The following is a 20874-nucleotide window of genomic DNA, read 5'->3' as shown; positions in this document are numbered from 1 at the left end:
ACCCGGAGTAAAACCCCGGGTCCTTTCTTTAATTAAATCGATGTCTGCCGACTATCTCTTTCAGTCTTGCTTTCAGGTCTTCACCCGCATCGTATACCATCTGTTCATTACTTGGGAACGGAACGGCGCCCAAATTTAGCAGAGCGACTAAATCATTATCAAGAGCTCTTCTATCCCCACTATAGTTGGCATATACATGCTGGAAGAGGAATTCGCTGGAGAGCGGATAAGAATTTAACTGCTGCTGAGACTGTAAGTCGACAAAACTTACCAAACCGGTTACCTGAGCCAGCTTTTGCTGGGTAAACTGATAGTAATTACAAGTGACAGTTTTATAATTGTCTACCTTAATCTCATTGCCAAGACTATCCTTAACCAGGTTACCATTCTCATCTTCCAGGTATCTGTACCCATCCACAACCTGCTTTTCCTTTACGAGTTGTTTTTCATTTACCTGTTCCGGAGAAATGTTGATTTCCCTGAATGCTACCTGCATCTCGTAATCGTACTTGATATTTTCCAGAGGATTGTTATGGTACTGTGTCCATAGATCATCCAGACCATAGGTATTAAAATTCAACAACTCTTCTTCCAAACGTGTGGGAATCACCATCTGGGTGTCATTGATCATTTTCACCTTAACGTAATCCAGACCCCTTTGATAGGCCAGCTCCATCTGATCCTTGGTATCTGCAAAGCCGGGATTAATCTCGTCCAGATATCTGAAATCTTCATAGGCCTTTCTGTAATCCATTTTATTTGAAGCAGATTCAAAAAGAGAAAGGGCGTTATCGTATAAATATTCTGAAAGCCTGTCTTTGGAATCAATAATATCTTCATCAAAGTTTTTAAAATCGAATCGTGCATTCCTATTCTCATCGCGAATATATAAGGGGAGTAGGGGGGTGATTCGATTTTGAATTTCCCTCAAGCGGGAATATCCTTTGTAAATGGCCTCCAGGTTAGCCGGATTACCATCCTTTTCAAGGAAGGCAATGTTCTGGAGTTCTCGCTCCATATTCTTAGCGAATGCTTCTTCAAGGATAAGAATATAGGGTTGATTCCCCTTTTTACCCTTGTTGTCAGCCAGGCTTCTCATAGCCCTGTTCATGGCTTGTTGGTAGTTTCCTGTGTTAATCGCTTCCTGTGTCTTTTTAACACCTCCACAGGCTAATAAAAACAATATTGCCGTGCTATAAAGTAATGCTTTTTTCATGACGTTACGTTTTCTGGTTTTTATGGCTTATCCAAGAGCCATGCCAAAATATTCCAAAAGCATAACGAAAAAGGTTGTTTTATCGTATAGTTACGACGAAATACCTAATCAATAAATAAAAAATAATAGGGGTTAAAGCGATAAAGCCGGTAATATTTTGGTTGAAACTTCACCAAAACCTATCCTAACCTCTTTGTTGGAACAATATCCCTTCATGATAACAGTATCGTCGTCTTTTAGGAATTTACGAGTACTTCCATCAGCAAGTGGAACTTCCTTGGTTCCCTGCCAGGAAAGTTCGAGCATAGAACCGTAAGAATCCGGAGTTGGGCCAGAAATGGTACCGCTCCCCATCATATCCCCACTATTGACCTTGCACCCATTGATCGTATGGTGCGCAAATTGCTGTGCCATCGTCCAGTACATATATTTAAAGTTAGTATGGCACAAAGAGGTAAAAGGCCCTTTCTCGGTTTGTATACCTACTTCAAGGTGGATGTCAAAACTTTTATCCCCCTTTTGTCTCAGGTAAGGCAAGGGTTGAGGATCCTGGGCCGGACTTGCAACGCGAAAAGGTTCCAGGGCGTCCAGGGTGACGATCCACGGAGAAATAGAAGAGGCGAAATTTTTCCCCAAGAATGGTCCCAGCGGAACATATTCCCACTTTTGTAAGTCCCGTGCGCTCCAATCGTTGAATAGAACCAATCCAAAGATATATTCTTCAGCTTCTTCCACTGAGATAGGTTCACCCATGGCATTGGCATCTGTTGTGATAAATGCCATCTCCAGCTCAAAGTCGAGTAGTCGTGACGGACCAAATACAGGTTCATCGGCTCCTTTCGGCAGGGTTTGCCCGTTGGGTCTTCGAATAGGTGTTCCACTGGGAATGATGGTGGAACTGCGTCCGTGGTAGCCTACAGGAAGGTGCAGCCAGTTGGGGAGTAGGGCATTTTCAGGGTCCCTGAACATCTTACCAACATTGGTGGCGTGTTCCTTACTGGAATAAAAATCTGTATAGTCACCAATATGCACAGGTAATTGCATCTCAATTTCGTCCATGGTAAAGAGGACGATTTTTTGGTGGTCTTTATTTTTCTGAAGTTCCTGATTATTTTTTTCAAAAAGTTCACTAATTCGGTTCCTGACCAGGCGCCAGGTCTTTTTTCCATCGGATATAAAATCATTTAATGTATCCTGAAGGAAGATGTCCTCTGTTAAGGGTATGTCTTTAAAGTAACCGAGTTGATGCAGTGCTCCCAGGTCTATGGCGTGATCTCCAATTCGCGTACCTATAGTAATGACGTCATCCCTGGTGAGGAATACCCCGAAAGGGATATTCTGAATCGGGAAATCTGAATTGTCCGGAACGGGTAACCAGGACGAAAGTGATGGGTCATTAGCTTTTAGTGGCATGTTGAAAAATGTTAATTGCTGTTTAATAAAATCCTGATCAAATATATTATTTTCTAAACATTAACGCCCTGTAATTTGTACTTTTACGCCTCAATGGAATGAAATTCGTTTTTATGAAAAGGGATACACAAGTATTTGAACTGATTGCAGCCGAAAAGGAGCGGCAGATCAACGGAATTGAGCTTATCGCATCTGAAAATTTTACGAGTCCGCAAGTAATGGAAGCAGCCGGTTCGGTATTGACGAACAAATATGCTGAAGGATACCCAGGCAAGAGATATTACGGTGGTTGCGAAATAGTTGATCAGGTAGAGACTATCGCCATAGAACGGGCCAAAGAATTGTTTGGAGCCGTATACGCCAATGTACAACCGCATTCCGGGTCACAGGCCAATGCCGCGGTTTTTCAAGCCTGTCTCCAGCCCGGTGATACCATCCTTGGTTTTGATCTTTCTCATGGAGGACATCTCACCCATGGCTCTCCCGTTAATTTCTCGGGTAAACTCTATCGCTCAACCTTTTACGGAGTTGAAGAGGAAACGGGTATGCTCAACTACGATAAAATTCAGGAAATCGCATCCAAAGAAAAACCAAAGCTTATTATTGCTGGTGCGTCGGCCTACTCCAGAGATATAGATTTCAAAAGGTTCAGGGAAATTGCAGACAGCGTTGACGCCCTTTTGCTGGCTGATATTGCTCATCCTGCAGGCTTAATCGCTAAAGGGATTCTCAATGACCCGATACCACATTGTCATTTTGTGACCACTACTACTCATAAGACCCTGAGGGGTCCGAGGGGCGGACTGATCTTGATGGGGCAGGATTTTGATAACCCTTTTGGAATCCGCCTGAAAAACGGCAATCTGAGAAAAATGTCTGCTTTAATTGACCTGGCAGTTTTCCCAGGAAATCAAGGAGGTCCTCTGGAACACATCATTGCTGCAAAGGCTATTGCATTTGGTGAAGCGCTTACGGATGAATTTCTCCATTACATGATTCAGGTTAAAAAGAATGCAGCCGCAATGGCTGCAGCTTTTGTAGGGAGGGATTACAAGATCATCTCAGGCGGAACAGACAATCACGTAATGCTTATAGACCTTAGAAATAAGGGAATTACAGGGAAAGAAGCAGAAAAAGTATTAGTTCAGGCCGATATTACAGCGAACAAAAATATGGTGCCTTTTGATGACAAGTCGCCCTTTATTACTTCCGGGATAAGGTTTGGGACTGCGGCTATTACAACCAGAGGGCTAAGGGAAGACGACATGGGCGTCATTGTTTCATTTATTGACGAAGTTCTCAGTAATCCGGAAAATGAAGAAGTAATCTCGAGGGTAAAGGAAAATGTGAATACAATGATGAGGAAAAGACCGCTATTTAACTCTTTATTGATCGAGCAGGTTTAAATCGCCCCTGATAATCTTTTTATTGTTGAGATCGTAGATCAGGGCTTCTTCATCCGATTCAAAATAAAGTCCCCAGTAATTATAATATCCTTTTTCATCAATCATATTTGGCCCTACTAAACGCAGTATAGCATTATCTGTTTCCACTTCCTCGTATACGGGAACAAAGATCTCCATCGGCGTCATAGTTAAATGCCGTGTGAGGTGAACATAGTTTTCGGCTAAAACGCTTAGGATCGTATCTAGCTGTTTTTCAACACTTTCGGGTCCAATTTTTTTAATGATGATGGTGCAGTCTTTCAGTTGAATGGCCAATTCTTCCACGTCGATAAAAGTCCCGTTCAACTCTCTGATTTCCTGCATATAAAGGTTGAGAAGGCTGAGCCCGTTATTAACCCAGTGAGGCCCGTGAGAACCCCAGTTTCCTTGCTGAATATGGAATAGAACTTCATGGAGGCCCATTGGGCAATACAACTCAATGACCAGGTTGTTTTCCTCGCAACAAACTTTGGAATTGCTGATATCTATTTTTGAAAAGTAGTCTTTTTCAAGTTGGTTCTTAAGAGAAGAAAGGCCAAGGACTTCTTGCTTCCCTTTTGTACACGAAGAGATATACACCTTGGTATTTTTGTATTTATGGGACATAGCAATTGCCTTTTAACCCTTAATGTAAAGTTAATGTTAAATACAAATAGCGCACTATATGAAAACCATAGAATATCTATGGTTTTTGTTTGGAAAGGGGATTAATTGAGAAAATTATCGCTGAAAAAAATTGGAGATGCCTGGGATTTTAAATGAACCCTCTGTTTCTAGAAGCAGTAATCAATGCCTGATCATTTTGTTTTTCCACGCCAAAAAGCGACTTAAGCTGTCGTTTTCGGTTCTCTATTCCCGGTAAGGATAGCGAAATAAATTTCACCATATCCTTGGTTTTGGTGCCAATTGATAAATGATACAGGATTTTTTTATCGTTTTCGTCCAGGGAGATGTCCTGTGCCATTTTCTTACGAATGGCAACCAGGGCTTTTTGAGTGTAGTAAGGCGGGGAATTAAGTACAGTGGTCACCATTGCCTGCAGCGATTTCTGATCTATTTCCGTTTTAACCATATATCCTTCCGGATCAACAGCCTGCATGATACTGTTGATACGATAGTTATCGCTGAAGGAAGACATAAAAACGATCTTGGAGTTGGGCGAAACTTTTCTTGCAAAGACCCCCAGGTCTTCCCCGGTTTTCGCAGGGCCATCGGTTGGATTGGAGAGTTGGATGTCTAATAGAAGAATGTCATAGGGGATACCTTTAGCGGCTTCCTCAATTCTCTTGGTAGCTTCTTCATAAGACTTGGCAGTATCCATCTGAACCTTGAATCCTTCGAAATCAGAATCCTCCAGGATAAATTTATAGCCCAGGGTCGTCATTTCATGGTCGTCAACTGCTAAGATTCTCACCTTTTTCATAACTCTTCATTTTATGCTTCCTGCAAGTCTTCAGGTAAAGATATTTCTTTTTTCGCTTCCTGCGAAATGTACTCAAGCGGGATTTCGACTAAAACGGTGGTACCTATACCTATAGCGCTTCTCAGGTACCATCTGCCGTTAATCTTGTTTACCCTTGATTTTATATTCTTGTGCCCTATGCCTTTTTTCTCTTTTGTGACATCGAACCCACGGCCGTTATCCTGGATGGAGATCACCAAGTCAGAATTATTGATCTCGAAGGAGACATACACCATCGATGCGTTGGCGTGTTTGATGCAGTTTTGAAGACTTTCCTGTAAGATTCGATAAATATTAATTTTTGTGATCCCTTCCAGGCTGTCCCAGTCCAGATCATGATCATAGGTAAAATGATAATCTATCCCGGCGGTTTCACAACTGTTTTTTAACAAATCTTCAATTGAGCTGATAAAATTGTTGAATTTCTGATAGGAGGCATCGTTGAGTTCATGTGAAATTGACCTGATCTCTTCCTGCACTTCCTTTAATTTCTCAATGGCCTGCTCCCTTAGTGCGACGGCTGCATCATCTCCTTTTTTGTTCAGGCCGAGCAGGATCATCCTAACCCCGTTCATTTCTCCGAGAATTCCGTCATGGAGCTCTTCGGAGATTCGCTTTTGTTCGGTTTGCTTCCCTTCCTCCAATTTTTGTTTTTGCGCAAGCATCAGATTGAAGATTTCCTGGTTGGCCTCCTGCTGTTGTTGCTGGAACCTAAGACGCTGATTCTTTACACGTTGATCAACAATTATAAACAGGGAAATGGCCAGAAGTAGAACTCCAATCGCTATGCCGGTCCATATAAGCTTCTGTTTAGACAATTGCTGATTTTTCAACTCCGTTTCATCGGTTTCAAAACGGATACGATCGAACTTGTTCCTTATTTGCCTTTCTTCTTGGTTAAGACTGTCTGATAGATGAAAATATTCACGACTATATTGCAGAGCATTATCTGGATCCAATTCGGCTAATAACTTTAGGGATTCCATATATCTCAAATTATTGTCAATCTCTTTGGCAAGGTCCCGGGCGTTTCCGGCAAAAATATAGGCATCTGCTTTCTTGCCGATCTTCTTACTAACAATGGCGATATTATAATAGTTGAGGGAAAGTCCTTCCAGGTCGTTGATGCTATCTCTAAGAAATTGAGATCGATAGAGCTTATCCTCAACCGAGGTCATATCTCCCATATAAAAGTCTGTCATGGCTATATGATCTAACAATTTGGCATAAAGCTCTGGGTTCAATTCATAAATACTGTCCCTTTTAATAGCTTTTTCAAAAGTTAATTTAGCCATGTTATAATCACCTTTATCATAATAAACATAACCAATATTGTTCTCAAGTGATGCCAGTCGCCTTTGATCTAGTTGGGCTTTTTTTAAATATTCTCCAGCTATTTTGTAGTAATCAAGTGCTTCGTCATATTCATACAATGCACTGGCCGCTATACCCATTGTATTATAGGCTTGATATAGTTTTTTATTGTCTTCCAAGGGTTTCAAGAGTCTAATTGCCTCTGTTAGTGTTACTAAGGCCCCTGTATTATCATTGATAGAAGTCTGAATACTTGCCATCGCTCGCAGTACCGATGCATTTTGAAGATCATCCTCAAGTTTTTGGTAAATTTTTTGTGCAGAACTTAAATAAAAATAAGCGCTATCCCTTTCACCCACAGAGGGCAAGTCAAAGTAGGCTCCTTTGTCCCAATAAGCCTCGGCCATCCTTGTGGAATCTTTAAGTTCCCTTGCAAGAAATTCCAATTCCTTATTAATTTGGAAGAATTTTGTTGAATCTGCTAATTCGGAATAAACTTGAGATAAAACGGAAAGATTGTTAATCTTTAAAGTATCTATTTCGATGGTATCTATAACCTTTTCGATTTTTGAAAGTTGCTCAATGCGTAACTCTTTTGAAATTGACCTGTTTTTTGAAATCGTCGCCCATTTGCTAAGACTATCCTCTAGTATGGCAGTTACTTGATTATCGTATTTAGGTTGATCCGGTTTACAGGCGCCAAAGAGAATAAATAAAAACAGGGGGAAGACAACTTTTTGCAACATTCAAGATTATTTGAATTATCAGATTACAATATAAAAAAAGGAGCCTTATTAATTATAAGGCTCCCATTATTTATATTCTAGATAAGATCTATCCGTCTCTGCCAGATCCTGAATCAGAATTACCATCAGTAGCCTGTGTTTCATATAGGCTTTGGTCTTCAGCAGTGTCGTTAGTACAGGAAATCATAGATACGCTAAAAAGGGCTATTGCTAAAATACAAGCTAATTTTTTCATGGGTGTTTCGTTTTAGTGGATTTATTTTCCTCTAAACTATTCCCTGGCTGAAAAAACTATTGCCCTAATTCATTAGTTTTAGTAAACACATGGTATCTGTTAGTGAACGCCACGTTTTTGTAAGAATTTTATTATTTAAGGGTAGAAATGGCGTTCCTGGATAACACCTTTTTAAGACCGTCTATATTCTCCTTATAGGTCTTGGAGAAGGGCAGCTGTTTTTTGCCTTCTTTTAATGCACAGATGCTCTTACCGTAATTGATCCTGGACACATAGTCCATATTGAGAATGTAGCTCTGGTGAATACGGATAAAATTTTTGGGTAAGGAGCGTTCAAAGGTCTTAAGCGTTTTAAAGGCACTGATGACACTTCCGTCCTTCATAATGAAGTCGGTTGCATTGTTATCAGCCTGAAGATATAAAATTTCGTCTGTATCAAGGTACTGGAAGTCCTTGTAAGACTTTAAACAGATGGTATGAGAGCTTACTTCTTTTGGATGCTGTTTTTTAAGTCGCAACAGCGTTTTCCTGATATCCAATTCGTTATAAGGCATTAACCAATAGTCGTAGAAACCATTTTTAATGGCGTGGTAAGCGTACTCTTTACTTTTTGCAATTCCTATAATGAGGGGTAGCTCATTCATATACTGATGCAGCTCAGAGACCATCAGAAAATAGTCCATGGCCAAATCATTCAGATTGATAAAAACGAGGTCGGGGAGAAACTTAAGGATAGAATTTATTCCTTCTCTGCTATCCTTTGATCGATCCACACAGAGAAAGTCGCCGTGATCCTCCAGATAATGCTGTAATTGCAAATTGGAAGTGGCGTCTGCATCAATTATGGTGTATCGATACTCCATAGGCAATTCATTGTGGGAAAATTAACAAACCTGCGTGAGAAACGACTATATACTTCCCTTAGAATAATTAAGGTTTTAGTGGCTAATATACTGAAAATCAATTAAAAAGAAAGAATATTCCTACAAATTGTAAAAACCTGTGAAGTTCGGACTTAATTTACTGCTCGTACGCACCAATGGCAGGATCTTCTGTCCGATCCTTCCCCAGGAGATCAAAGGGTACCAGCAGGGCAGTTTGTAGCTCTGCATTCCCCAAGGCAGATGAGGTTGCTCCAATAGTGTATAAATTTCCGAACGGGTCTGTAAATTCCGCGTCAGTATTAAGAAGGATATTTTCGTACCGGGCTATATTCGTAAAATCATATAGCGGATCATTCGCAAATTGACCACCACTATCAATGAATTTCATAAGGCAATGAGAAAAGTAAAAATTAAAGTCGAACCCCTCTAAACGCTCCAGGCTGAGTTCACTAGCCGTGTTGCCATCTACAATGCAATTGATGAAATTTGCCTGCAGGAGATCTTCCCCTGTCTCATTTCCCTCGCCATCGGTTTCAAAGGAGCTAAGCCTGAGAGCCGATCCCGTTCTGAAACCATTGCTCCAGTAGTTGGCGATGGTAGAATGCAGAAAATTATAAGTGCCGCCTTTTTCACAATACAAGCTATGTGTGCCCGCATTGCCCAATACCAGGTTTTCAGCTGCGATAGAGGTATTTCTACCCCATAGATTTACGATTGTACTGTTATAAATCTGGGAATTACTAATCTTTAGGGTAGGTGCAGAGGCTTCTGGATTACCTTCCACAAGCACGCCAACAGTGGCATTTCTAATTGTAAGATAGCTGATCTCGTTCTCAATGCTGCCTGGTGCAAGCCAAAGAGTACCCCATTGCCCCGGTACTTCTGCAAATTGCGGTTCTAGCCGGTCTCCTTCAAAAATCACTTCGTTCTCGAGGATTTCAGCATCTTCACTCAGCTCCCCATTAATTTTAAGACTCCCGCCTGTTCCGACAAGTATACCTGAATTTTCATGAAAAAAGACCCTTGTACCGGCAGCCATCGAAAGTACTTTATCTTCAGCCACTGCCGCGTAACCGTAGATTACATAAGGTAAATCTGCGGTAAAATTGAGTTCGTCATCCTCGAGGACAAAGCCTTCGATCCTCAATTCATTTCCCTCCTCATCGAGCCCCAGTAATAATGACTCCTTACTGCCATTTGCCAGAGTTGAGGGAAACAGGAAAATGGCCTCTTTTACCAGGGTAACCAGAGGAATGCGCTGTTCATTTGCTCCCTCATCGAACAAGATCTGGTCTACGTAAAGAAATTCATCCACCGCAGAAGAGGCTATGTCATAAGTGGTCTCAATAAAAATATAAAGGCTGTCTCGCGCCAAAAGGGGCACGTTACTGAATTCTTGCCCGGCTTGTCCATCTACGTTGAGGCGGTACTGGCTGTTAGTCCCTTCTCCCAGTCGGATACTTGGAATTTCAATATCTTCCTTTGTTCGGTTATAAACTTTGAGGCTATAGGTACTACTGCCAATAGTACTGAAAATCGTATCCAAAAAAACAGTGTCTTTTGAAAATTCGAGCTGACCTGTACTGGGAGAATAATCGAAATCTTTCCGACAAGAGCTGATCCAAATCAGACCGCAGAATAAAACTAATGGAACAAGGACATAGCGTATCACAGCCATTCAGGAATTAGTCTTTTGTATGAATACAGAACTGATCTCATCAGAGATCCGCATGGGTTTTAAGGTCTTTTTATTCAGCAGGCACCATTGGGTTTCAGATTTTAGCAAGGGCAACTTCGTTTTGCTGTCAAACATCTTCACAACCCTGACAGAGATGGCTCCTGCCGAATGATCTATATGCGTTTTCATTAATACGGTATCTCCCAATTTGGCCGCATTCCGATATTCTATTTTATGCTGTTTTACCACCCAAATGACGCTATCCCGTATGGATTGTGGTGCACGGGCTTCCCAATGTGCCTTTGAAATATCCTGTATCCACTGTACGTATCGCACATTGTTCACATGTTCCAGATCATCCAGATCTTCCTGTCTAACCTCTCTTTTCATTTCAAAGACCATACTATTCTTTTTTCTGCAGGGTAATCTCGAAGAGCTTGTCCCAATTTTTCCCAGTGACAAAGAAGGTGTTGCGTTCAGGATGAAAGGCTATTCCGTTGAGCACATCCAATTTCGGATGCTGAGCTACTTTTTCCTTGAGTCCGCCCAGGTTGACCACCCCTTCAATAGCCCCGCTCTTCGCATCGATGATCATCATACTTTCTTTTTGCCATACATTGGCATAAATCTTACCCTTGACGTATTCCAATTCATTAGCTTTATTAAAAATGGATTTGTCCGTTACGATCTGAATATGATCTTCCTCTTTCATGGTTTCAGGATTGAGGAGCCAGATTTTCTCCGTTCCATCACTTTTATACAGGTACTTGCCATCATTGCACAATCCCCATCCTTCTTTACTTTTTCCGTATTGGAATTGATCCATCCGATCTAGGGAAGAAGCCTTGTAAATAAAACCGACTCTTTGCTGCCACGTCAGTTGATACAGTTTGTCATTGATCAGGGTGATACCTTCACCAAAGTACTGTGGCTCTAAATCTACTTGCTGAAAAACTTTTCCGGTCTCGAAATTGATCTTGCGGACATAGGATTTTGCCCCACCTCCTGATCCTGTACTTTCGTATAAGGTATCCTTGTAAAATTCTAAGCCTTGGGTAAAAGAAGTGATATCATGAGGGAACTCATTTACAATACTGTAGGTGTATAACTGCGGACTTTGAGGCGCCAGTATTTTTATATCTTCAGAAACTTCCAGCACCTTTTCCCCGGAAATTATTCTGGCTGTCAGTTGCTGTAGTCCCAATTTCCCGGAATTGAGAATCCAACCCTCACCCGCAGATTCCAGTTCTTTTCCAGCAAGTACATATTTTACCTCATCTACCGGCAGATCTTTCTTATTCTTTAAAGAAGGGTAGATGGTGTCGGATGCTTTGTAGGATTTCCCTTTCTTTTTTAATTGCAAGGAAAATTGCCTGTCAGGATCTTTTTCCTCCCCACATCCGATAAAAAATAACAACAACACATTAAGAGTGAAGAACTTAATGAAATTCATAGCCAAGAGTAGATTTATAGGGCAAGTTACCCCATAAATTTAAGATTCTAAAACGATTGTCTCAAATTTAAAAGGTTGTATATTTGCACGAGGCAAGTCCTACACGACCAGCTCCTGTAGAATCCCCCAGGGTGGGAACGCAGCAAGGGTATACGGTCGTAGCGGTGCGATGTAGGTAGCTTGCCTTTTTTTTGTACCCTGTATTGAACAAAGTTGAGCTATTGAGGCTCCACTTGTTTTTTGGGTCGGCTGCATATTATTTGTTTCTTTGCAAACCTATGAAGGACAAAGTCGTATTAGTGACGGGTGGTTCTTCCGGAATCGGCAGAGCCATAGGAAACCATTTGCAAAAAGAGGGGTTCAGGGTCTACGGAACAACACGAAATCTGAGTAAACAACAGGATTTCAAGGACTTTCAACTACTGGAACTCGACGTTACAAAACCCGATACGATTGAAAACGCCCTTCAGCTGCTTCAGCAAAAAGAGGATGCCATAGATATACTGATCAACAATGCAGGCATAGGCATCACAGGACCCGTTGAAGAAACTCCTAATGAGGCTATTCTCCACAATTTTGAAACGAATTTTATCGGCCCTTTGAATATGATCAAAGCGGTCCTACCCGTGATGAGAAAACAAAAAAGGGGATTAGTCATAAACATTACATCCATTGCCGGAAAGATGGGACTACCCTATCGGGGTATTTATTCTGCCAGTAAAGGAGCACTCGATCTCGCAACGGAGGCTCTTCGATTAGAAACCAAGGAGTTTGGAATACAAATATGCACCCTTGCACCTGGGGATTTTAAGACTAATATTGCGGCAGGTCGATACCACGCACCTCTGAAGGAAGATTCGCCTTATCACAAACCATACGCCGCCACCCTTCAGATGATAAATGAAGATGTAGATCAGGCAGGTGACCCTGTCCTGGTAGCCGAAAAAGTACTGGTGATAATCAAAAAAACCTCACCCAAAGTCCACTATAAAGTGGGTAGCTTTATGCAGCGATTCTCAGTGGTCTTAAAACGTATACTACCGGGTAAAGTTTACGAGAAACTGCTTCGAAATCATTATAAATTGTAGCTTTGCAAGGAAATTATTGAAGGTCTTTAATTACACCATAATCAAAATCAGAACATATGAAATTCTTTATCGATACCGCAAACTTAGATCAAATCCGAGATGCTCAGGAATTGGGCGTTCTTGACGGTGTTACTACCAACCCATCCCTTATGGCCAAAGAGGGGATTACAGGGAGAAACAACATCCTCAAGCATTATGTGGATATATGTAATATCGTAAGCGGGGATGTTTCTGCTGAGGTGATTGCAACCGATTTTGATGGCATGGTTAAAGAAGGGGAGGAGTTAGCCGAATTGCACGATCAGATTGTGGTTAAAGTCCCAATGATCCGAGATGGCGTAAAAGCACTGAAATATTTTTCAGATAAGGGAATCAGGACAAATTGCACCCTCGTATTTTCTCCCGGACAAGCTTTGCTAGCAGCCAAGGCGGGCGCTACTTACGTATCGCCATTTTTGGGAAGGTTAGATGATATTTCTACTGACGGACTCAACCTGATTGCGGAAATCCGCTTAATTTATGACAACTACGGTTTTGAAACCCAGATCCTTGCCGCCTCTATCAGACACACCATGCACGTCATTGATTGTGCCAAACTGGGAGCTGACGTAATGACCGGACCACTATCTTCTATTGAAGGTCTTCTCAAGCATCCCTTGACGGATATTGGCTTAGAAAAGTTCCTGGCAGATTATAAAAAGGGAAATTAGAAAGGATTAGCAGACCGTTTCGCTTTAGAACGATCGGAAGATATTTGAAAAGGCATCTACGATCTTACCGTCTTTTGCGACTATCGCCTTATTGGGATCGTAGACGATAAGGGTGTTGACCGTTTTATCGAAATCTTCAGTCCAGTATTGTTCCAAAGGGTCGAGACCATGAGTCTTCACCATATTTTTCCAATTGGCCTTATCGGTCTTCATGTTCAGCCCGATAAACTGATGGTTGGGATATTGCGACTTTAATTCTGCCACACGTTTCATAAGATTCCTGAAATGCCCTGGTTGTGAACCGGACCAAAAGTAAAATACGACAGTATCTTTGGATTCGATGTCAGAAATCTCAATGGCTTCGTCATCGTAATTATAAACCGTGAAATTGGGTAATTCTTTCAGGGGCTGCATTTTAAGAATGCTCTGATAAAGGGTGTATATTTCCTCGCTGTGGGCATTATTTTCAGAGTATTTTTTAAAACTCTCGATAAATTCCACAGTGTTTTCTTCATTATCGTGCTTTAGGAGATAATCAATGGCTACACTCCTAAATAGATTATCCCGGAGATCTTTCTGTGTAAAAAGACTGTCTATGAGAAACAACTTATGCTGGTTTGAATGCAGATGCCTGCTCGCACTGTTCATATCTTTCGGACAGTTCTGCTTACAATGATTGTAGGCGAGGTTGCCGATGTGATACTTCATAAAATTATAATACGGTCTTAAGTAGGTAAAATCGTGATTGTTGTAACTAATGTTTTTTCGATAATCGTAGAAAGTGACCGGTAGATCGTGTATTTCGCCCTCCCCACTTCTCTTCCGGTGATAGAATGGATAGGCCTCCATGGAAATATTGGAACTGTATTCAACAAATGCTCTGGCCAGATCTGAAGCTTTGGCAGAAATTTCAAATTCCGTCTGGATTTGCTCAAATAAATCCAGTTTGGACTTTCGGAGTGAATCGATCTTCATTTGAAATTCACCGGGTTCTAAATAGTAGTAAGATTGTATTAATTCTCGCTCATCTTCTCTGCTGAGAAACATCTCCAAGATGAAGTTGTTGACCTCTTCTCCCTGTCCTGAGTATACAAGAGATTCATCAAAGTCGGAAGTGTTCAGCCTTATTTGAAGGCTGTCACCGTTTTCTAGATATATATATTGTGATTCCGGGCGATGAACAAAATGATGTAACCCTTCTGAAACGGAATCAAGGGAAAAAGAAAAGCGATTATCTTTATCGAGCATCGCTGTATCCAGTGCTTCTTCTCCTCGGAAAAGGATAACATGATCACTAGTTGGATTGACGATTTCACCTGCAAAAAAAACCCGATTGGGGTTTCCATTGTTCTGCTGGCAACTCCAAGTTAAGAAAACGAGACTCGAAAGAAGTAGAAGTCTATTCATATAAGGTGGCTCAATAACCTTGACAAAGCTAAGAAATGCCGAACGTGAGCCCTGTTAATAGGGCGTTAAAAAATTTAACTCCTGTCTGGGTAACACAGATAACTTCCGGGGCTTGTTACATCGGGCATATTTTACCTATTTTTGCAAAAATTTTAAAGAACTGCTATGTTATCTGTTTCAAATTTATCTGTACAATTCGGCAAACGAATTTTATTCGACGAAGTCAATGTCAGTTTCACTCAGGGAAACTGTTATGGAGTTATCGGAGCGAATGGTGCCGGTAAATCCACTTTCTTACGCATTCTGTCAGGGACAGTAGACCCCACTTCAGGACATGTACATCTGGAGCATGGCAAGCGGATGTCCGTTCTGGAACAGAATCACAATGCCTACGATGATATTTCAGTTTTGGAAACGGTGGTAATGGGTAACAAACCCTTATTCGAAATAAAAAAGAAATAGACGCACTCTATGCCGATTACTCAGATGAGAATGCAGAGCGTATTGGAGAGTTACAGGTAACCTTTGAGGAAATGAACGGCTGGAACGCAGATAGTGATGCGGCTGCTCTCTTATCCAACTTGGGGATTCGCGAAGAGTTTCACTACACACAGATGTCTGATCTGGACGCTAAACTCAAGGTTCGGGTGCTTTTGGCACAAGCCCTATTTGGATCTCCCGATGTCCTGGTGATGGATGAGCCGACCAACGACCTGGATTACGAGACCATTGAGTGGCTGGAATACTTCCTTGCCAATTATGAGAATACGGTGATTGTAGTATCTCACGACCGTCACTTTCTCGATGCGGTCTGTACACATATCGTAGATATTGATTTTGGAAAACTCAATCTCTTTTCCGGAAACTACACCTTCTGGTACGAAAGTAGTCAGCTTGCAGCAAGGCAAAGAGCCCAGCAAAACAAGAAAGCTGAAGAGAAAGCCAAGGAGCTGCAGGAATTTATTATGAGATTCAGTGCCAATGTCGCCAAGAGTAAACAGGCTACATCTAGAAAGAAGATGCTTGAAAAATTAAAAATTGAAGATATCAAGCCCTCCTCCCGCCGGTACCCGGCCATTATTTTTGACCGCGAACGCGAAGCGGGGGATCAAATCCTGAATATCGAAGGCATGTCTGCGAGTAGCGAGGATGGTACTTTGCTATTTGACAAACTCAATTTAAACCTGGCCAAGGGAGATAAAGTAGCCGTTCTTTCAAGGGATTCGAGAGCTACAACAGCTTTTTATGAAATTATCAACGGAAACAGAAAACCGGATTCCGGTAAATATCAATGGGGAGTGACCACCACACAGTCCTATCTGCCAGCAGATAACGCTTCCTTTTTTAATCAGAATATCAACCTCGTAGATTGGTTGAGACAATGGGCCAAAACCGAAGAAGAAAAAGAAGAAGTATATCTCCGGGGATTTTTGGGAAAGATGTTATTCAGTGGGGAAGAAGCGCTTAAAAAATGTACGGTTTTATCAGGAGGAGAAAAGGTAAGATGTATGTTGAGCAGAATGATGTTGCTAAGAGCAAATGTACTTATGCTTGATGAACCCACGAATCACCTCGACCTCGAAAGTATCACAGCCTTTAACAATTCGCTTAAAAACTTTAAAGGAACTGTTCTGTTTACGACTCATGACCACCAGTTTGCTCAAACTGTGGCTAACAGGATTGTGGAGCTAACACCGAAGCAGACTATTGATCGCTACCTGAGCTTCGATGATTATATGTCTGATAAGAGTATTAAAGAACTAAGGGAAAAAATGTACAGCGTTCCCGTATAGTTCCTTACCAACCATAAAAAAAAGCATTCGTTTGAATGCTTTTTTTATTTCTGTTCATCATCCTAGGCATTAAAATACTTGCTGTTCCAAATCGCGGGATTAAAGTTCTTCCCTAAGGCAAAGCCGTAAAAGATCACTACGGATGCAATAGACTTAAACATAAAGAAAAAGACAATCCAGAATTCAGCCTGTGTGCTGCTTTTGGAGAAGAGGCCTTCCGGGACCAGCAGTGTTGCCAAATAGGAAATCAGCAATACCAGCATACTTAGGTTGACGATATTTTTAAAGGGCCATGCCATAATTTTCCTCAAAGGATGAAGATCATTTCCCCAACGGTGTATCAAATAATAATAGCCGTTGCCTATAGGGGCAAATAGTAAAGGGTCGTCCTTATCTTCCAGGCGGAATAATTTGGATGGGGCAATTATTTTAAATCCTTCGATGGACAAATCGTGTTCTTTTTCCAGGGCCTTAATCTTATTGATTCCTTCCTTGGGAATTTCACCTTTAAAATATTTCGAATCGAGAAATCGCAGACGATAATCGATACAAATGTTTTTTATCTGTTCGATATGATAGATCTTATCGGTTTCCAGAAGGTCAAAGCAAAATCGATTTTCCACTTTTTTACGAGAACCTTCAAGTCGCTTTTGAATCTGCTCCTCTTTTTCACTGTCCTCTCTGAGAAATTCATAAACGGCCTCGATGAGTTTATCCTGCGTACCGTCCTTACGCATCTCGAGGGCGAGTTTTTCCTCGATATTCGTTCTTGGTAATAACATTCTTTTTCTTTTAGCAATTTCCACAAAAATACGTATTAAGATTACTCAAAGCAACCCATCTACAAGAAGCAATAAGTGTTAATATTATGTTAATTTCGATCACAGTTCTTTTCCCGACCTCTGTTTCCTGAACAATTAGTGTATATTGTCGACCATTTTATACCGTTTATCGATTAGACGGCAAGATTGAGTTATCTGAATGAGGACCTACTTTGTTAATTGTTTATTACTGCTTTTTATGATTCCGGCATTGGGAATAGCCCAGGCGGGAGACGATTACGCAGACTTCAAAAAGACGATTTACACCACCACGGTGGAGTCGGGCAACTACACCACACTTATCTCAGCCCTAAAAGCAACGGAACTCGATATACTCCTCGATGGTGACGCACCGTTTACGATATTTGCCCCTTCAGACAGGGCATTTAACAAGCTTTCGTCTGAGACTATTTCTAAACTGATGCGTCCCGAAAACAACAAGAAGCTCAAAGAAATGCTGACCTACTTTATGGTAGCAGGTTCACTTTCAGCTTCAAAAATCCTCAATGCACTTGTTAAAGGCAATGGCAAGGCAACTTTTACTACAGTACAGGGTAAAAAGATAAAGGCATCGATAGATGGGGTGGACATCATCCTTACAGATGGCCAGGGAAATCAGGCGAGGATAACGGTTGCAGATTCTGATCAATGCAATGGGATCATTCATACCATTGACAGTGTTATTCTGCCAACTCCGCTTTAATTTAATTACCTCAATTCGGCGCCCAATTGATTTTCGTAAGCCGACTTTATTTTATTCATGATCTTGTCTATTTGTTTGTCTGTCAGCGTCTTGGTGCTATCCTGAAGTGTAAAACTAATGGCGTAGGACTTCTTTCCTTTAGGTAATTTGTCGCCGGTATAAACATCGAAAAGCGAAAGTTCTTTCAATAATTTTTTCTCGGTTTTAAAGGCAATAGACTCTAGTTCACTAAAGGCAACCTCGTTGTCGAGTAAGAGTGCAAAATCTCTTCTTACAGAGGGGAATTTAGGTATGGGTTGGTAGACAATCTTTTGTTTGGCAGCCAGATGGCAAACGGCTTCCCAATCGAAATCGGCATAAAGAACCTTTTGTTTAATATCAAATCGTTTGAGCAGATTGCTTTGAACAAGCCCGAGGTGCACTAAAGAAGTGTTGCCCTGGGTCAATTGTATCGCCTCGCTAAAAACAGCATTTTTACTCGCTGAAGATGTACATTTTACAATACCCATTTTATTCAGGATATGCTCAACGATGGATTTGAGATAAAAGAAATCGGTAGGTTTTGAAGGTACAGCCCAGCTTTCGGCAGTACGATCCCCACTGATGAGCACTGAGAGGTGACGTTTCTCATCATAACCCTTGTCTGCCTGGTGATATGTTTTCCCGAATTCAAAAAGCTTCAAATGCTGCCGCTTTCTATTCATATTATAAGAGGCCGCTTCAAGCGTTGAAAAGAGCATGGATGATCTCATCACCGAAAGCTCTGAGCTCAGAGGATTTAAGATTTCTACTTTACTTTTTTCCTCGGGCTCGAGTAGTTGAGAATATTCCGGATTGGTAAGGCTATTGGACAGAATTTCGTAAAACCCTTTTGCCGCCAGTAAATCCCCAACGTGGTTTTGAAGAATATAGTCTTCAAATCTGGTGGAAGTGGCTACCGAGGCGTGGAGTTTAGGATCGAAGTTGACGTTGTTATATCCGAAAACCCTCAGAATTTCTTCAATTACATCTACCTCCCTGGTAACGTCGATCCTGTAAAAAGGGATCACGAGGCCTAATCCTGACTCTGTGACACTTTTAACTTTGATATCGAGAGAGGTGAGGATCGATTTGATCACATCCCTCGGGATTTCCTGACCTATTAGCTTGTTGATTTTTTCAAAGGTCAGGAAAACCTGGTTGTCTTCTTTCTTTTTAGGATAAAGGTCTACCACGTCGGAAGAGATTTCACCTCCGGTGAGTTCGCAGATGAGTAAAGCAGCCCTCTGCAAAGCGTATTCTACATTGTTGATGTCGATTCCCCGCTCAAACCTGAAGGACGCATCGGTATTTAACCCGTGACGCTTAGCGGTTTTACGGATAGAAACCGGATCGAAATACGCGCTTTCCAGGAATATCGATTTGGTGTTTTCTGTTACTCCGGTATTTATTCCCCCAAAAATCCCCGCAATACACATGGGCTTTTCCCCGTCGCAGATCATCAGGTCGTCCTCATGAAGGATACGCTCCTCCCCATCGAGGGTCATAAAACGAGTTCCTGGCGCTGTAGTTTTTACAACAATCTCCTTCCCAAAAATACGGTTTGCGTCAAACGCATGAAGAGGCTGGCCCAACTCGTGTAGTACATAGTTTGTGGCGTCTACCACATTATTGATGGGCTTTAACCCTATGGATCGCAGTCGGTTCTTAAGCCAATTTGGCGAGGCCTGTACGATAAGATTACTGATGGTAACCCCGGCATATCGTGGTGCCAGATTAGGATCCTTTACGGAGACTGCAATTTTCAGTGATCTGTTGGCCACATTGAAATTACTTAGAGACGGAGTGAGCATCTCTTTTTGTATGCCTAGTTGCCGGAGTCCGGCTTTCAGATCCCTCGCTACACCATAATGACTCATGGCGTCTGCCCTGTTGGGCGTTAACCCTATTTCAAAAACATGGTCGTTTTCAATTTCAAACAGATCTGACACGGCTGTTCCCACTTCGATGGACTTGTCCAGGATAATGATTCCATCGTGGTCTTCTCCCAGGCCAAGCTCATCTTCAGCACAAATCATTCCTTCACTTACTTCACCGCGGATCTTACCTTTTTTAATTTTCAGGGATTCCCCGTTATTCATGTACAAAGTAGTACCTATGGTAGCAACAGCAACCTTTTGTCCTTTTGCCACGTTAGGGGCACCACAAACAATCTGTACGGGTTCTTCTGCGCCGATGTCTACCTTAGTAAGTTGAAGTTTATCGGCGTTGGGGTGTTTGATGCAATCGAGAACATGACCCACAACAACGCCCTGCAATCCTCCGGGAATCGAAACAAAATCGGTAATACCTTCTACTTCCAATCCCAGGTCTGTGAGTAATTCGGCAACCCTGGTCGGCTCCCAATCAAGCTGAATGAATTGCTTCAACCAGTTATAAGAAATTTGCATGGACGATTCTTAAGCGACCAAAGATAAAACAATGGGTGTTCACTTTCAAAGCAGAACTAAGCTTTCATCACGATTTA

The 20874-nt window shown here is 41.6% G+C and carries 17 protein-coding genes, 1 other RNA gene and 1 pseudogene; 6 read left to right on the top strand and 13 right to left on the bottom strand.

The window, feature by feature from the left end; translation table 11 throughout:
* Positions 1 to 28: 28 nt before the first annotated feature.
* On the bottom strand, positions 29 to 1216 hold the full coding sequence (locus tag EQY75_RS07290; RefSeq protein ID WP_129604390.1) for a hypothetical protein: 1188 nt from the start codon (positions 1214 to 1216) through the stop codon (positions 29 to 31).
* A gap of 132 nt (positions 1217 to 1348) precedes the next feature.
* Positions 1349 to 2629 carry a fumarylacetoacetase gene (fahA, locus tag EQY75_RS07285; protein ID WP_129604387.1) on the bottom strand — a complete coding sequence of 427 codons (1281 nt, stop codon included), beginning with the start codon at positions 2627 to 2629 and terminating at the stop codon, positions 1349 to 1351.
* A 113-nt stretch (positions 2630 to 2742) separates the two neighbouring features.
* On the opposite strand from fahA, the gene glyA reads away from it, so the two are divergent.
* Positions 2743 to 4035: a serine hydroxymethyltransferase gene (gene glyA / locus EQY75_RS07280; protein ID WP_281278396.1), complete on the top strand. Its 1293-nt coding sequence runs from the start codon at positions 2743 to 2745 to the stop codon at positions 4033 to 4035.
* Here glyA and EQY75_RS07275 read toward each other — a convergent pair.
* The 8 genes from EQY75_RS07275 to EQY75_RS07245 all read right to left on the bottom strand — a co-directional run bounded on the left by EQY75_RS07275 (position 4015) and on the right by EQY75_RS07245 (position 11846).
* Positions 4015 to 4680: a hypothetical protein gene (locus EQY75_RS07275; protein ID WP_129604381.1), complete on the bottom strand. Its 666-nt coding sequence runs from the start codon at positions 4678 to 4680 to the stop codon at positions 4015 to 4017. The two genes, glyA and EQY75_RS07275, sit on opposite strands and share 21 nt — an antisense overlap.
* 148 nt (positions 4681 to 4828) lie before the next feature.
* Complete coding sequence (locus tag EQY75_RS07270; RefSeq protein ID WP_129604378.1) at positions 4829 to 5497, bottom strand: response regulator; 669 nt, start codon at positions 5495 to 5497, stop codon at positions 4829 to 4831.
* Between the two features lie 11 nt (positions 5498 to 5508).
* On the bottom strand, positions 5509 to 7596 hold the full coding sequence (locus EQY75_RS07265) for a tetratricopeptide repeat-containing sensor histidine kinase (RefSeq protein ID WP_129604375.1): 2088 nt from the start codon (positions 7594 to 7596) through the stop codon (positions 5509 to 5511).
* Positions 7597 to 7684: 88 nt separating this feature from the next.
* Entirely contained in the window at positions 7685 to 7831 is a 147-nt protein-coding gene (locus EQY75_RS13990) for a hypothetical protein (RefSeq protein WP_165200578.1), read from the bottom strand.
* A 131-nt stretch (positions 7832 to 7962) separates the two neighbouring features.
* Positions 7963 to 8694 carry a LytR/AlgR family response regulator transcription factor gene (locus EQY75_RS07260; protein WP_129604371.1) on the bottom strand — a complete coding sequence of 244 codons (732 nt, stop codon included), beginning with the start codon at positions 8692 to 8694 and terminating at the stop codon, positions 7963 to 7965.
* Between the two features lie 157 nt (positions 8695 to 8851).
* Complete coding sequence (locus EQY75_RS07255) at positions 8852 to 10393, bottom strand: hypothetical protein (protein WP_129604368.1); 1542 nt, start codon at positions 10391 to 10393, stop codon at positions 8852 to 8854.
* A complete protein-coding gene (locus EQY75_RS07250) occupies positions 10394 to 10795 on the bottom strand; it encodes an acyl-CoA thioesterase (RefSeq protein WP_129604365.1) in 402 nt (133 codons plus the stop codon).
* A gap of 1 nt (position 10796) precedes the next feature.
* Positions 10797 to 11846 carry a glutaminyl-peptide cyclotransferase gene (locus tag EQY75_RS07245; RefSeq protein ID WP_129604362.1) on the bottom strand — a complete coding sequence of 350 codons (1050 nt, stop codon included), beginning with the start codon at positions 11844 to 11846 and terminating at the stop codon, positions 10797 to 10799.
* A gap of 90 nt (positions 11847 to 11936) precedes the next feature.
* On the opposite strand from EQY75_RS07245, the gene ffs reads away from it, so the two are divergent.
* The 3 genes from ffs (at position 11937) to fsa (ending at position 13644) form a co-directional block, all read left to right on the top strand.
* An RNA gene (ffs, locus tag EQY75_RS07240) (signal recognition particle sRNA small type) lies at positions 11937 to 12035 on the top strand.
* Between the two features lie 89 nt (positions 12036 to 12124).
* Positions 12125 to 12934, top strand: coding sequence for an SDR family oxidoreductase (locus EQY75_RS07235; RefSeq protein WP_129604359.1), 810 nt, complete (start codon positions 12125 to 12127; stop codon positions 12932 to 12934).
* A 56-nt stretch (positions 12935 to 12990) separates the two neighbouring features.
* Positions 12991 to 13644, top strand: coding sequence for a fructose-6-phosphate aldolase (gene fsa / locus EQY75_RS07230; RefSeq protein WP_129604356.1), 654 nt, complete (start codon positions 12991 to 12993; stop codon positions 13642 to 13644).
* A gap of 24 nt (positions 13645 to 13668) precedes the next feature.
* On the opposite strand, the gene EQY75_RS07225 is transcribed toward fsa, so the two are convergent.
* Positions 13669 to 15051, bottom strand: coding sequence for a TlpA family protein disulfide reductase (locus EQY75_RS07225; protein ID WP_129604353.1), 1383 nt, complete (start codon positions 15049 to 15051; stop codon positions 13669 to 13671).
* A gap of 165 nt (positions 15052 to 15216) precedes the next feature.
* On the opposite strand from EQY75_RS07225, the pseudogene EQY75_RS07220 reads away from it, so the two are divergent.
* Positions 15217 to 16844, top strand: a pseudogene (locus EQY75_RS07220) (ABC-F family ATP-binding cassette domain-containing protein).
* Positions 16845 to 16906: 62 nt separating this feature from the next.
* On the opposite strand, the gene EQY75_RS07215 reads toward EQY75_RS07220, so the two are convergent.
* A complete protein-coding gene (locus tag EQY75_RS07215; protein ID WP_129604350.1) occupies positions 16907 to 17626 on the bottom strand; it encodes a hypothetical protein in 720 nt (239 codons plus the stop codon).
* Positions 17627 to 17864: 238 nt separating this feature from the next.
* On the opposite strand from EQY75_RS07215, the gene EQY75_RS07210 reads away from it, so the two are divergent.
* Positions 17865 to 18368, top strand: coding sequence for a fasciclin domain-containing protein (locus EQY75_RS07210; RefSeq protein ID WP_165200575.1), 504 nt, complete (start codon positions 17865 to 17867; stop codon positions 18366 to 18368).
* Between the two features lie 5 nt (positions 18369 to 18373).
* Here EQY75_RS07210 and pheT read toward each other — a convergent pair whose 3' ends face one another.
* On the bottom strand, positions 18374 to 20797 hold the full coding sequence (pheT, locus tag EQY75_RS07205; protein WP_129604346.1) for a phenylalanine--tRNA ligase subunit beta: 2424 nt from the start codon (positions 20795 to 20797) through the stop codon (positions 18374 to 18376).
* Between the last annotated feature and the right edge of the window lie 77 nt (positions 20798 to 20874).

Origin of the sequence: Muriicola soli, assembly GCF_004139715.1 — a bacterium.
Lineage (GTDB): Bacteria > Bacteroidota > Bacteroidia > Flavobacteriales > Flavobacteriaceae > Muriicola > Muriicola soli.
This window is presented reverse-complemented; position numbering and strand designations above follow the sequence as displayed.

What these genes read in the sequence shown, in the direction of transcription:
- EQY75_RS07215 (WP_129604350.1), bottom strand. Translation starts at nt 17,626, where the DNA reads ATGTTATTACCAAGAACGAATATCGAGGAAAAACTCGCCCTCGAGATG.
- EQY75_RS07235 (WP_129604359.1), top strand. Translation starts at nt 12,125, where the DNA reads ATGAAGGACAAAGTCGTATTAGTGACGGGTGGTTCTTCCGGAATCGGC.
- EQY75_RS07275 (WP_129604381.1), bottom strand. Translation starts at nt 4,680, where the DNA reads ATGTCCCATAAATACAAAAATACCAAGGTGTATATCTCTTCGTGTACA.
- glyA (WP_281278396.1), top strand. Translation starts at nt 2,743, where the DNA reads ATGAAAAGGGATACACAAGTATTTGAACTGATTGCAGCCGAAAAGGAG.
- EQY75_RS07270 (WP_129604378.1), bottom strand. Translation starts at nt 5,497, where the DNA reads ATGAAAAAGGTGAGAATCTTAGCAGTTGACGACCATGAAATGACGACC.
- EQY75_RS07245 (WP_129604362.1), bottom strand. Translation starts at nt 11,846, where the DNA reads ATGAATTTCATTAAGTTCTTCACTCTTAATGTGTTGTTGTTATTTTTT.
- fsa (WP_129604356.1), top strand. Translation starts at nt 12,991, where the DNA reads ATGAAATTCTTTATCGATACCGCAAACTTAGATCAAATCCGAGATGCT.
- EQY75_RS07260 (WP_129604371.1), bottom strand. Translation starts at nt 8,694, where the DNA reads ATGGAGTATCGATACACCATAATTGATGCAGACGCCACTTCCAATTTG.
- EQY75_RS07210 (WP_165200575.1), top strand. Translation starts at nt 17,865, where the DNA reads ATGATTCCGGCATTGGGAATAGCCCAGGCGGGAGACGATTACGCAGAC.
- EQY75_RS07265 (WP_129604375.1), bottom strand. Translation starts at nt 7,596, where the DNA reads ATGTTGCAAAAAGTTGTCTTCCCCCTGTTTTTATTTATTCTCTTTGGC.
- EQY75_RS07255 (WP_129604368.1), bottom strand. Translation starts at nt 10,393, where the DNA reads ATGGCTGTGATACGCTATGTCCTTGTTCCATTAGTTTTATTCTGCGGT.
- EQY75_RS07250 (WP_129604365.1), bottom strand. Translation starts at nt 10,795, where the DNA reads ATGGTCTTTGAAATGAAAAGAGAGGTTAGACAGGAAGATCTGGATGAT.
- EQY75_RS13990 (WP_165200578.1), bottom strand. Translation starts at nt 7,831, where the DNA reads ATGAAAAAATTAGCTTGTATTTTAGCAATAGCCCTTTTTAGCGTATCT.
- fahA (WP_129604387.1), bottom strand. Translation starts at nt 2,629, where the DNA reads ATGCCACTAAAAGCTAATGACCCATCACTTTCGTCCTGGTTACCCGTT.
- EQY75_RS07290 (WP_129604390.1), bottom strand. Translation starts at nt 1,216, where the DNA reads ATGAAAAAAGCATTACTTTATAGCACGGCAATATTGTTTTTATTAGCC.
- pheT (WP_129604346.1), bottom strand. Translation starts at nt 20,797, where the DNA reads ATGCAAATTTCTTATAACTGGTTGAAGCAATTCATTCAGCTTGATTGG.
- EQY75_RS07225 (WP_129604353.1), bottom strand. Translation starts at nt 15,051, where the DNA reads ATGAATAGACTTCTACTTCTTTCGAGTCTCGTTTTCTTAACTTGGAGT.